The organism is uncultured Nevskia sp., from assembly GCF_903885465.1.
GTDB lineage: Bacteria > Pseudomonadota > Gammaproteobacteria > Nevskiales > Nevskiaceae > Nevskia.
In genome coordinates, this window is record NZ_CAISIQ010000488.1 from 1 (window position 1) to 12,044 (window position 12,044).

The 12,044-nt window shown below is 63.2% G+C and carries 9 protein-coding genes; 6 read left to right on the forward strand and 3 right to left on the reverse strand.

The annotated features are described in order from the left end of the window. A partial coding sequence (locus tag QZY06_RS18900) for a hypothetical protein (RefSeq protein WP_295687017.1) occupies positions 1-604 on the reverse strand: 604 nt, incomplete at its 3' end. Between the two features lie 156 nt (positions 605-760). Here QZY06_RS18900 and QZY06_RS18905 point away from each other — a divergent pair. From QZY06_RS18905 to QZY06_RS18925, 5 genes are read left to right on the forward strand one after another with little or no spacing between them, the layout of a single operon-like run. Beyond that, a complete protein-coding gene (locus tag QZY06_RS18905; RefSeq protein WP_295687021.1) occupies positions 761-1,966 on the forward strand; it encodes a sulfotransferase in 1,206 nt (401 codons plus the stop codon). Then, entirely contained in the window at positions 1,963-3,150 is a 1,188-nt protein-coding gene (locus tag QZY06_RS18910; RefSeq protein ID WP_295687025.1) for a hypothetical protein, read from the forward strand. Before QZY06_RS18905 ends, QZY06_RS18910 begins: the two co-directional genes overlap by 4 nt. Positions 3,151-3,174: 24 nt before the next feature. Next, complete coding sequence (locus QZY06_RS18915) at positions 3,175-3,948, forward strand: SDR family NAD(P)-dependent oxidoreductase (RefSeq protein WP_295687028.1); 774 nt, start codon at positions 3,175-3,177, stop codon at positions 3,946-3,948. A 46-nt stretch (positions 3,949-3,994) separates the two neighbouring features. Further along, positions 3,995-4,834: a hypothetical protein gene (locus QZY06_RS18920; RefSeq protein WP_295687029.1), complete on the forward strand. Its 840-nt coding sequence runs from the start codon at positions 3,995-3,997 to the stop codon at positions 4,832-4,834. 23 nt (positions 4,835-4,857) lie between these two features. Continuing rightward, positions 4,858-5,496, forward strand: a complete 639-nt coding sequence (locus QZY06_RS18925) for a DUF924 family protein (protein WP_295687031.1) — start codon at positions 4,858-4,860, stop codon at positions 5,494-5,496. 12 nt (positions 5,497-5,508) lie between these two features. Here QZY06_RS18925 and QZY06_RS18930 read toward each other — a convergent pair whose 3' ends face one another. Then, positions 5,509-6,393, reverse strand: coding sequence for a zinc-binding alcohol dehydrogenase family protein (locus QZY06_RS18930; protein ID WP_295687033.1), 885 nt, complete (start codon positions 6,391-6,393; stop codon positions 5,509-5,511). 393 nt (positions 6,394-6,786) lie between these two features. Here QZY06_RS18930 and QZY06_RS18935 point away from each other — a divergent pair, with 393 nt between their 5' ends. After that, positions 6,787-9,207, forward strand: coding sequence for an SBBP repeat-containing protein (locus QZY06_RS18935; RefSeq protein WP_295687036.1), 2,421 nt, complete (start codon positions 6,787-6,789; stop codon positions 9,205-9,207). A 150-nt stretch (positions 9,208-9,357) separates the two neighbouring features. Here QZY06_RS18935 and QZY06_RS18940 read toward each other — a convergent pair whose 3' ends face one another. Then, a complete protein-coding gene (locus QZY06_RS18940) occupies positions 9,358-10,593 on the reverse strand; it encodes an acetyl-CoA C-acetyltransferase (protein ID WP_295687039.1) in 1,236 nt (411 codons plus the stop codon). Positions 10,594-12,044 lie beyond the last annotated feature (1,451 nt).

Here is a 12,044-nt window from a genome sequence, read left to right on the forward strand (position 1 = left end):
CCGATCTCTCGCGCAGCGCGCCATCTGCTGCCGGTTGCCACTGCGCGAGCCGCACCGGTTCGGCATTGCCATCGGCAACCACCCGCACCAGATGCCAGGCCAGCGAGTTGAGCAGATGGGTGACGTAGTGCCGCGTGTTGCGCGACGACAGCGCCGGCGCGCGCATCAGGGTGCGGACGCTGGACACCACGTAATCGTCACGGATCGCGAACAGGCAATGCGGCAGATTCAGCAAACGGTCGCCGGCGACATCACGAAAGATCTTCGCGGCATCGAGCGGAAAATGGGCCGTGGCGAACTCCACTTCGCCATCGGTGAGATAGCTGATCGACTGGCCGCGCGGAATCAGCGTGATGTCGCCCGGCCTTGAGAAACGCCGGCTCAAGCCGCCGTCGGTGAACACCCGCACGCGGCGCGCGCCGCTGAGGTGCACGGCCAGGGTCAGCTCCTGCGATTCCGAGACGAACAGTTCCTTGTCCGGCTTCACGCCCCAGCCGTACAGGCTGATGCCGGTGCGCTCGGCGCTCTTGCGTTCCATCAGCGGTGTCGTCCGGCACGCCTGGCTGTAGGCGTCGACGCCGCGTATCCCGATGTCGTGGGCCATCTGTCTTCTCCTCCTGCACCAGCACCGCTTCAGGCCCCGATCGTTGGACGATTCTGTTCAGGCCGCAGCGTACGAATCTGACAGTGCCGCAATCGGCGACCCGCTACAACTATCGGCGACCGCCCAAAGAGGCGATTGAAAAATGCTGGAGGAGCGATGAGCGAAACAAGCGAGGCAGCCGTGCTGCCCAAGACCGTGCCGGAACTGTTGGCCGCCGCGCGTGCGATGGCCGGGCTGGAAGATTTCGGCGATCCCAGTTTCATGAAGGCGCTCGAGGTGCTGATCGCCGGTTTCCGCGAGGAAGCGCAGTTCAGTGCGATGGGCGAGCAACTCGCCTACGGCGGCGTGATCAACATGCTGGTCAACCGCCTGCGCTACGTGCGCGACGTGAAGGCGCACCCGGAAATCCTGGACGAGAAAATCGTCAAGCCGATCGTCATCCTCGGCCTGCCGCGCACCGGCACCACCAAGCTGCAACGCATCCTGTCCGCCGATCCGCAGGCGCAGGGGATGATGTACTGGAAAATGATGAACCCGGCGCCGTTCCCGGACGAGGAGCCGGGCAATCCCAAAGGACGCATCGAAGCCGCGCAGGCCGCCGTGGCGATGCTCACCGAGCTGTACCCCGCCTTCGTTGCGCGTCATCCCACCGAAGCACTGCAGCCGGACGAAGAAGTGCTGCTGATGCAGGGCTCCTTCGATTGCGTGGTCACCTGGCTGTTCGCGCGTTCGACCTCGTTCTACGACTACGTCATGAACGGTGATCCGCGGCCGGTGTATCAGTATCTGCTCAGCCAGATGCAGTATCTGCAATGGCAGGAAGGTGGCGCGCGCGGCCGCGGCTGGGTGCTGAAATCGCCGTGCCACACCGGCTTGATCGACGTGCTGCTGGAAACCTTTCCGGACGCCGTGCTGGTGCACTGCCATCGTGACGTCAACAAGCTGCTGCCCTCGATCGCCGGCCTGGTCGAAGAGATGCGCCGCATCCACAGCGATCATGTCGATCGCAAGGTGCTGGGCGACGAGATGCTCGACTACTTCGGCCGCTCGATGGACCGCTATCTGGAGCTGCGCAAGGGCTTGCCGGCCGATCGCATCCTCGACGTCCGCTATGAGGAAGTGATCGACAACGCGCTCGACGTGGTCCGCCGTATCTATGAGCGCGCGGGCCGCGTGCTGACACCGGAAGCCGCCCAGCTGATCAACGCCTGGGAAGAACAGCGCCCACCGCATTACCTCGGCCATTACAGCTATTCCGCCGCTGACTACGGCTACGCCAGCGACACCATCGACCGACGCTTCGCCGCCTATGGCGAGCGCTTCCGCAGCTACATCACGACAGATCGGAGCATCTCCGCATGACTGCACACACTTCCTTCGAGCATCTGAAATTCACGCAACCGGACATCTGGCGCGCGGTAGTCAAGGCCATGGGCGAGCTGGAAGCCCTGGTCTGGAAAGACCCCCGGGTGACCGACGACCTGACCCGCGCTGAAGGCCTGCGCTATCTCACCCGCCTGATCGCCGGTGCGCTGCCGATCACGATGGAGGAGTCGAATCCGAACTACCCGCGCTTCCTGCAGCTGCTCAGCACGCGCCTGCAATGGGGTCTGCCATCGGCGGACTGCCACTACCAGTGGGCACCCGTGCACGGCGATAACGTCTATCGCATCAGCGGCGATCGCGGCACCGCGAAGATGTTCGACATCGAATCGCGTCGCAGCCAATTCGCGCGGCTCGGTGAATGGATACTGCACGCGCGTCTGCCGAAGGCGGAGGTGGGGCCGAACAATCACGTCGACATCGTGCTCAGCCGCAAGCGGCCGGCCGATGCGCAGAACTGGCTGGAACTGCCGGAAGGCCCGGGCGAGCTGATTTTCCGCCAGTACTTCTACGACTGGACCACCGAACAGGCCGCGCGCCTGACCATCATCAACGAGGGTGCGAAGTACCCGCCGCCGCCGCTGACCCAGGCCGACATTCGTCGCAATGCGGCGCTGTTCTGCGACTTCCTTGCCCAAGCCACCGCAATCTTCCGCGGCTCCGTGGAAACCTATTACACGGCGCCGGCAAACACCCTGGCTTTCGATGGCATCGACTACGGCTGGCGCGCCATCCAGTACGGCAAAGGCCCATACGAGTGCGCGCTGGACGAAGCGCTGATCCTCGAATGCCAGCTGCCGAAGACCCAGTACTGGAACGTCCAGATCGGCAGCCATTTCTGGGAAGCGCGCGACTACCACCTGCGCCAGACCTCGCTCAACGGCCATCAGGCCAGAGTCGAGGAAGGCGGCATCTTCCGGGCGGTGATCTCGCACGATGATCCGGGCATCGCCAACTGGCTCGATGCCGGCGGCCATCCCTCGGGCCTGATCACCATCCGCTATTACGAGGCCGACACCCTGCCGCTGCCGACGATCCGCAAGGTCAAGCGCTCGCAACTCGATGCCCTGCTGCCGGCGTCGATCCCGCGCCTGTCACCCGAAGAGCGCCAGAAGATCCTGCGCGAGCGGGCCTGGTCGATGCCGCGTCTCGGCCGGGATTGATCCATGACTTCTGGAGCTGCGTCGATGAATGTCGAAAGTCTGTTTTCGCTGAAGGGCAAGGTCGCGCTGGTCACCGGTGCCGGCACCGGCATGGGCAAGCGCTTCGCCGGAACGCTGGCGGCGGCGGGTGCCAAGGTGGTTTGCGTGGCCCGCAATCTGGAGCGTCTGGAAAAGGTCGTTGCCGATCTGCGCGAGAGCGGCGCAGACGCGGTGGCGGTGGCCGGTGATGTCGGCAGCAGCGAATCGGTGGAAGCGATCTTCGACGCTGCAGAGCAGGCCTTCGGCAGAGTCAATCTGCTGGTCAACTGCGCGGCGCAAGTGGATTTCGGCCTGTTTCCGGATCTGAAGGACGAGAACTGGGAAAATCTCATCAACGTCAATCTGTCCGGAATGATGCGCACCTGCCGCAGCTTTTCGACCCGATTGATCGCGGCCGGCGAGCCCGGCGTGATCGTCAACATCACCTCGATCATCGGCACTCAGGTGATGGCCGGTGTGCCCACCTACTGCACGCTCAAGGCCGCCGCCAACCAGCTGACCAAGTCGATGGCGCGCGACATGTTCGGTCACAACATCCGCGTCAACGCGATAGCGCCCGGCTACTTCGAAACCGAGATGGCCGGGCCGCTGTTCGATTCCGACATCGGCAAGAGCTATGTCGAACGTCACCCGTTGCAGCGCCTCGGCCAGGTCGAGGAACTAGACGGGCCGCTGCTGCTGCTAGCCAGCGACGCGTCGCGGCACATGAATGGTTCGATCGTCACGGTCGACGCCGGGCATTCGATTCAGCTCTACTGAACGGCGGGGCTCCGTGCCTGGATTCCCCCAGGTACGGAGCCCTTTCATGCTGGACCAGCGGACACTAGCGTTCTATCGCCAACTGGCCGCGTGGATGGCCGGACGCGGGCGTGGCCAAGGCGGCTCGATCTTCGGTATCAACGGCGGACAAGGCTCTGGCAAGAGCACGGCTGCCGCGTTCCTGAAGGACGAGCTGCTATCCGCTCACGGGCTACGCGCCGTGGTGCTATCGCTCGACGATTTCTATCTGCCGCGCGCGCACCGCGAACGTCTCGCCCGCGACGTCCATCCGCTGTTCGCGACGCGCGGCGTGCCCGGCACTCACGATGTGCAGCTGGGGATCGACACGCTCGACAAGCTGCGCGAGCTTCGCAAGGGAGACTCGCTGGCGCTGCCGCAGTTCTCGAAAGCCGACGACGATCGGATGCCGGCAAACCCTTGGTCCAGCGTCACTGGTCCGGTCGACATCGTGCTGTTCGAAGGCTGGTGCGTCGGCACGCCGCCGCAGACTTCGGCGGAACTCGCTGAACCCGTCAACGCGCTCGAAGCCAGTGAAGACGCCGATGGCCGTTGGCGCCATATCGTCAACGAGCAGCTGCGTACTTCATACGCCGACTGGTACTCGCGGCTCGATGCCCTGGTGTTCCTGCGCGTTCCCAATATCGACTGCGTACGCCGCTGGCGATGGCAGCAGGAGCAGGACACCGCCAGCGCCGCAGATAGCAAGGCCACCGGCCTGCAGTCCCGAACCCAGCTCGATCGCTTCGTCCAGCATTACGAGCGGCTGACCACTCACGCCTTGCGGGTGCTGCCTGAGCGAGCCGACGCGCTGCTGACGCTTGGTGAAGACCATGCTGTCAGCAGCATCTTGTTCCACCCGCGCTAGGCCCAAGCCTTGTTCATAGGCTCTTGGCAGGCGGCGCACTCATGACGACAGAAGTGCAGGCAGTTCTCGAATTCTGGTTCGGGCCGGGCGATGAGGATCTGGAAAGCATCCGCACCCAGTCCGATCTGTGGTGGAACGCGGAGCCAGCGGTCGACGAGCAGATCCGCGACCGTTTCGGTGCACTGCATCGGGCCGTGGTCAACGGCGAAAGGGACGGCTGGCTGGCCACCCCCGAAGGCCGGCTGGCGGCGATCATCGTCGTCGACCAGTTCTCCCGCCATCTGTTTCGGGGTGACCGGCAGTCATACGCCTGGCAGGCGCTGGGGCAGCAGCTGTGCATGGATGGCATCGCCGCCGGCGCCGATCTGCAGCTGTCTCCGATCCGGCGCATCTTCTTCTATCTGCCGCTCGAACACGCGGAATCGCTTGACGATCAGGCGCGCTCGGTCAGCCTCAACCGGCAACTCGTCGCTGAGGCGTCGGAGCCATTTCGCAGCCAGTTCGAAAACTATCTTGGCTACGCGCTGGAGTATCAGCAAGTGATCCAGCGCTTCGGCCGCTTCCCGCATCGCAATGCGCTCCTCGGCCGTGAGAACACGGCTGAGGAGTGCGCCTATCTGGGTTTGTCTGAGGACTCTCCTGGCGCGTCGCCTTCGGCCTGAGCAGGTTACTGCTCAGAGCGTGAAAACCACACGCCCGCTGGCGTTCGCGGTCCAGGCGCTTTCCACTTCGCTTAGTGGAACGGGCTCTGCGTTGACCGTGAGCCCGACGGCGCGAACCACTTGCATCAGGCTGCCGATGGAGCGCATCAGCGCGAGGTTGGAAAGGCTGCCAAGTCCGCTGCCCATCATGTCGACGCAGCTGCTGCGCAGCACGCCAGCGGGCAGGGCGATGGAAGCGCCGGCGAGCGCACCGATGTTGATGAAGCGGATCGGTCGCGCCGCTTCGCCTTCGGCATGGCCGTTGGCCGCACTCAGCAACGCTTCGGCGGGCGGACCCCACAGATAGTCCAGCACGATATCGACGCCCTCGGCGATCTCGGCGCGAAAGTGCTCGCCCAGGGCTTTCGGTGATTGCGACAGCGGCACGAAGGCATCCGCGCCCAGGGTGCGCAGCTCGGCCTCGGAAGCAGGATTGCGTGCGGTCGCGATGACGCGGCCAGCGCCCAGGTGCTTCGCGATCTGGATGGCGAGACGACCCGAAACGCCAGCGGCGCCATTGATCAGGACCGACTCGCCTTTGCGCAGCTGCGTGCGCTCGGTGAGCGCTGCCCAGGACGACATGGCGGGGTTGGCAATGGCGGCAGCCGTGACATCGTCGATGTCGTCAGGCAGGGCCACGGTGTAAGCGGCTTTCACCGCTACCTGTTGCGCCATCGCCCCCACTGGCGCGCGCGGAAACGCGAAGTACACGCGCTGACCGTTGGCGAGCCGGCCAACCCCATCGGCCCCCGGCACCAGGGGCGGCGTGCCACTGCTGTAGTGCTTGCCGGAAGCCTGCGCCCGCGTCAGCTGGCTCATCGCCGAGGCGGTGGTCGACACCAGCACTTCGTCGGCCAAGGGCAGCGGGGAGGTGAAGTCGCGGTAGCGCGGCGGGTGATCGAAAGTGTCAACGACAGCAGCTTTCATGGGCAGCTCATTCGGCATCAGAGGCCGAATTGTCGTTCATCGAGTAGGCATCCGGCGCTACGGACGCTTCCCGCATCGCAAGCGTTAGAATCGCCACCTAGGTCTGAACCAGCGTGAAGCCCACTAAAGCTTCGTTAGGGGAATGGCATGAAAAAATCTGCTCTCGGTTGGTCTCTCGCCTGCCTGATGGTCGTCTTCGGCGCGAATTCTCTTGCTGCTCAGAGAACTGCGCTGGAATCTGCACCGATACCGGAAAAGCCTGGATCAGCGGCTCCAATCGCTGCGGCGAGTCTTCGCAGCACTGCAGGGTTCGGCAAGCTGGCGATGAGCTTCGAACCCAATGTCGGCCAGAGCGCCGCTGCGGTGAAATATCTGGCCAGGGGACCGGGCTACAGTCTGGGCCTGGTCGAGGACGGTGCAGTTCTCAGCCTGCACAGCATTGCTAAACCTGCGCAATCTTCGGTCAGTAAGCGCCAGGCAGACAGCGATTCCCGTGCCCTGCAGCTGCATCTCGTCGGCACGAGCGCCGGCGCCAAGCTGCAGGCCGAGCTGCCGCAGGCTAGCTACAGCAACTACCTGGCCGGCACTGATCCGGCAAAGTGGCATACGCATGTCGCGAACTACGACCGTGTGCGCTATAGCGCTGTCTATCCTGGCATCGACTGGCTGGTCTACGGCAATCCGCAGCAGCTCGAATACGACTTTGTGGTCGCACCCGAGGCCGACCCGCGGACGATCAGGCTCAACATCAATGGCGCGGATTCGCTGACGCTGGACGATCACGGCGATCTGCTGATCAAGGTCGGGGACCGGGTGATCAGGCAACAGAAACCAGTGGTTTATCAAACCGTGGCCGGCGAGAGAAAGCACGTCGACGCGGGCTACGAACTCAAGGGGCAGCAGCTCGCGTTCAATGTGGCGGCCTACGATCACAGCCAGCCGCTGACGATCGACCCGGTGCTGGCCTATTCCACCTACCTCGGCTCCAACGGCTTCGAGGGCGCCTATGCGGTTGCAGTCGATGCCAACGGCAACATCCTGTTTGCCGGAGAAACGGAGTCGGCTCATTTCCCGGTCACCAACGCTCTCCAGTCGCATTTTGGCGGCGCTTTCGAGTGCTGCGATGGCTTCATCGCCAAGCTCAGCGCCGATGGTTCGCAGAAGCTGTTCGCGACCTATATCGGCGGACACGGCGATGACATTGTCCAGGCTCTCGCGGTCGATGCAGCGGGCGACGTCTACGTAGCCGGATATACGAGTTCAACGGATTTTCCGACCTTCAATCCCCTGCAGGCCCACAACGCTGCCTCGGATGGTCAGGCCAGCGCCTTTGTTTCCAAGCTGAAGTCCGACGGCAGCGCCTTCCTGTATTCGACCTATCTCGGCGGGGATACTTCCCTGGGCGGCGGAACCTACGGCAATGACATCGCCTATGCGATCGCCGTGGACGGCGCGGGCAACGCCTATGTCGCCGGTGAGACCGATTCCAGCAACTTTCCGGTCCGGAACGCCTTTCAAGCGGTCAGGGCAGGGCCCATAAGCGCCTTCGTCAGCAAGATCAACCCTGCCGGTAGCGCACTGGTCTATTCAACTTATCTCGGCGGCAGCAATGAAGACGACGCCTTTGCGATAGCCGTGGACAGCGCTGGCAACGCCTACGTCGCTGGCAAGACCGACTCCAACGATTTCCCGACCGTCAATCCGCTGCAGGCCTATGCCGGGGGCTCCGACGCTTTCGTGGTGAAGTTCACCGCAGATGGTTCAGCCCTGTCGTATGGAACCTATTTCGGTGGGACCAAGGACGACGAGGTCAAGGCCATCGCCGTCGATGCCGCCGGCAACGCCTACATCGCCGGCTCGACGCGATCCGCCAACCTCAAGCTCCGCAACCCGCTGCAGCCGCACAGTGCCGGTGGTCAGGATGGCTTCGTCGGCAAGATCAAGGCCGATGGCAGCGCACTGGTCTACGCCAGCTATCTCGGTGGCAGCGCCGACGACTCGGCGAATGCCATTGCCGTCGACAGTGCTGGCGATGCCTATGTGGCCGGCTCGACCTTTTCGACCAATTTCCCGACCGCCCGCCCCCTGCAAGCCGCCAACGCCGGTGGCCGCGATGCCTTCGTGAGCAAGCTCAGCCCGGATGGCAGCAGCCTGCTCTACTCGACCTATCTCGGCGGCACCGTGCACGACGTGGTGAACGGCATTGCTGGCGACGACCAAGCCTTAGCGATCGCAGTCGATGCAGCCGGCACCGCCTACGTGGCGGGCAGCACCAGCTCGACCGATTTCCCGACCGTCAATCCGGTGCAGGCTGCCAACGGCAGCGGCCCCTGCTTTGAAGATTCGGACACGAATTGCGTCACCGATGCCTTCGTCGCGAAGATCACGGACAGCACGGTGGTCGGTTCATCCGGTCCGGTGCAGTTTTCCAAGCCGCTGTTCACCACGCAGGCCAGCTCGGGTAATGCCGTGATTACGGTGACCCGCAAAGCGCCCTACGACGGGCCAGCTTCCGTGCGCTATTCGGCGGCGGCAGCCTCTTCCAAGACCGGCTCCGACTTCACGCAGGTCAGCGGAACACTGTCCTGGGCACCGGGCGAGAAAACAGCCAAAACCTTCAGCGTGCCGCTGCTGCCCGCCAGCGAAAATCTTCCGATCGAGTTCGTGAGGCTGGGCCTGAGCAAACCGGCAGCGGGGACTACGCTCGGGACCCTGAACAAGGCTGCCCTCGCCATCCAAGAGTGAGGCGGTTCGACGGGACGGACTGATCCGGTCGCTTTCAAATCGGCCGGATCAGTTTCAGGGTCTGCTGGTAGCTCGCAAAAGCTTCATCAGCCTTGCTCGGCCGTGAAAACACGGCCGAGGACTATGGCGGGACTTATCGAAGCCTGCTGATCAGAGGCGTTCGATGATGATGGCCGGCGCCATGCCGCCGGCCGCACACATCGTCACCAGGCCGCGGCGAAGTCCGCGGCGCTCCAGTTCGTCGAGCACGGTGCCGATCAGCATCGCGCCCGTTGCGCCGATCGGATGGCCCAGCGCAATCGAGCCGCCATTGACGTTGACCTTGTCGCGGTCCAGATCGAGATCGCGGATGAACTTCTCGGTGACCACCGCGAAAGCTTCGTTGATCTCGAACAGATCGATGTCTTCGATCGTCAGGCCTGCCTTCGCCAACACCTTGCGGGCGGCCGGTACCGGCGCATTGAGCATCAGAGTCGGCGAGTCGCCGATGTTCGCGGTGGCGACGATGCGGGCACGCGGCTTCCATCCCTGCGCACGTGCGTACTGCGGCGACGCGAGCAGCAAGGCCGCCGCGCCATCGACCACACCCGAAGAGTTGCCGGCGTGGTGGACCGCGTCGAAGGCCAGTTCCGGGTACACGGACTGAATCAGCTGGCGATACGTCGTGCCGGCTTCATCGAGCGGTCGATCGGCGAACTGCCCGAACGCGGCCTTGAGCTGGCTCAGGCTCTCCAGCGTGGTGCCGGCGCGCGGGTATTCATCGCGGTCGAGCGCCAGCGAGCCGTCATCGCGAAACACCGGAATCAGGCTCTTCGCGAAGCGTCCTTCGGCAATCGCGCGCGCCGCGCGTTCCTGACTGACCAGGCCAATCCGGTCGCAGTCTTCGCGGCTGATGCCTTCCATCGCGGCGATCGCATCGGCGCAGACGCCCTGATGCGGCTGCGGGTGCAACTGGCGCAGATGGAGGTTGCCGTTGTCCAGGAACGCCGGCAGATCATTCCCGCCGAAGCCGTAGTTGGACATCATCTCGGTGCCGCCGGCGATGACGCAGTCTTCCATGCCGGAAAGGACCGACGCCGCAGCGAGCGTGACGCTGGTGATGCCCGAGCCGCAGAAGCGGTCGAGCGTCACGGCGCTGGCACGGACGTCGTAGCCCGCATCCAGCGCGGACATGCGCCCCAGATCGCCGCTCTGCTGGCCACGCTGGGAACTGGTGGCCCAGATGATGTCGTCGATTTCCGCCGTGTTGAGGCCGTTGCGCTCGGCCAAGGCCTTGAGCACCGTTGCGCCCAAACGCTGCGGATGAATGCCGGTGTACGCGCCCTTGCCCGCCTTGCCGATTGCCCGCGGGGTGCGGCAGGCATCGATGATCCACGCTTCGCTCATCCCACTCTCTCCTGATCAAAGGAAAAGCATGGCCGCTACTCGGCCAGCGCGCCCCATCCTAAGGTTTGCTGCTTTCGGACACAGCTTCGCTGCGCTGTGCCTCAACGGTTGGCTTCGCTTCGGAAGGATGCGTGTCGCGGAAAGATGAACCGCTTGATCCGGTTCGCGTAAGCGGTCTCGTTACGAACGCTATAGTGACGCGCCCGAATCTGCTGACGAACCTGATCTGGAAGTCGCGGTGACCCAGGGGGAACGGATGTCGCCTTCGATGACTCAGCCATGGTGTGGTCCCTTGTACGGAACTCCGATGAGCCCCTGTCCTTTAGCGAATCCACCTTCCACCCGGCGTCCGCGTCGCCGTCACGGATTAGGCGACAAATGCGCGCAGAATCCGGCCGTGAATGGTTTAGGCGACAGGATGACGCATAACACCGCTCAGGCCGGGTTATCCGACATTTTTGTAGCTAATTGGCGTTAGGGCTCACAGAGGGTCGTGCCTCATGAAAGCATTAGGCCGGGAACAAAGGCCGTTTGTCCCACTAGAACAGATGGCGGAATATTCCGCTCGGAATCGGGATACGGCCGGAAAGTACGGGCCTATAGTCAAAGCGGCCGAGATATCAAACCGCGACTACGGCTACCGCTACCGCTACAGCAAGTTCAGTTCAAGCCGAACAATGCAGCCCCCACCGAGCGCTCACATGCATATATATCTAGGCTACCTAGTCGTGCGAAAAGTTGGCACACCGGAGAGTACGAGACCTGGATGCCAGACCATGTCTTTGACGAGCTTTATGAAACTAGCGGCAAGCCCTAACCAGAGCATCAAGCCGACGTCCACGCCTCCGCTGCGCTCCGGCGTGGCCGCGGCTTATGCTCGGCGTTGGGCGGCACTGCGGCAGTAGCTTTTCTTTTTGTGGTTCGTATAGCTTTGAGACATCACACTTCGGGTTTAGCTTTTGGTGCTCGCAGGTTTCTGTAGCGCACCCTTTTCGGGTAAAGGATTTGGTAGCTGTCTTCAGTTGCTCAGGGTCTCCCGCACTTGCTTCAGTTCGTCGTTGGCGGCATCGTCACCCGCATTGAGTTCAGATCACAAGGAGTCGTGTCCATGGCTTTTCAGGCAGTGCCGCTCAGGCAGCATATTTCCCTGCTGAGTTCAGCGCAGGGTTCTGGCACGGTGCCTCCCAACCAGGCGCTCAAGCGGACCTGTCTGCCGTGCCACGTTTGGTCTTCTGATCCGGCTTTATCGCACGGCAGTCAGGCCGCTTAGCTTAGGCGTTGGGTGCTATGAAGCCATGGCGTCGAAGTCAAGGACAGTATCCATGCCCGAAATGCGGCGCAACTGTCGTAGTGCGTGAGAGTGAGCTTCTTGGCGGCTTTCCACTGACCCTTGCACTTTATCCACTGATTATCCTGGTCTTTCTAGCTCTTGGCGTCTTCGCAGAGCGCTA

Excerpts from the sequence above, each read along its gene's own strand:
- QZY06_RS18910 (WP_295687025.1), top strand. The coding sequence starts at position 1,963 with ATGACTGCACACACTTCCTTCGAGCATCTGAAATTCACGCAACCGGAC.
- QZY06_RS18920 (WP_295687029.1), top strand. The coding sequence starts at position 3,995 with ATGCTGGACCAGCGGACACTAGCGTTCTATCGCCAACTGGCCGCGTGG.
- QZY06_RS18905 (WP_295687021.1), top strand. The coding sequence starts at position 761 with ATGAGCGAAACAAGCGAGGCAGCCGTGCTGCCCAAGACCGTGCCGGAA.
- QZY06_RS18940 (WP_295687039.1), bottom strand. The coding sequence starts at position 10,593 with ATGAGCGAAGCGTGGATCATCGATGCCTGCCGCACCCCGCGGGCAATC.
- QZY06_RS18915 (WP_295687028.1), top strand. The coding sequence starts at position 3,175 with ATGAATGTCGAAAGTCTGTTTTCGCTGAAGGGCAAGGTCGCGCTGGTC.
- QZY06_RS18935 (WP_295687036.1), top strand. The coding sequence starts at position 6,787 with ATGAGCTTCGAACCCAATGTCGGCCAGAGCGCCGCTGCGGTGAAATAT.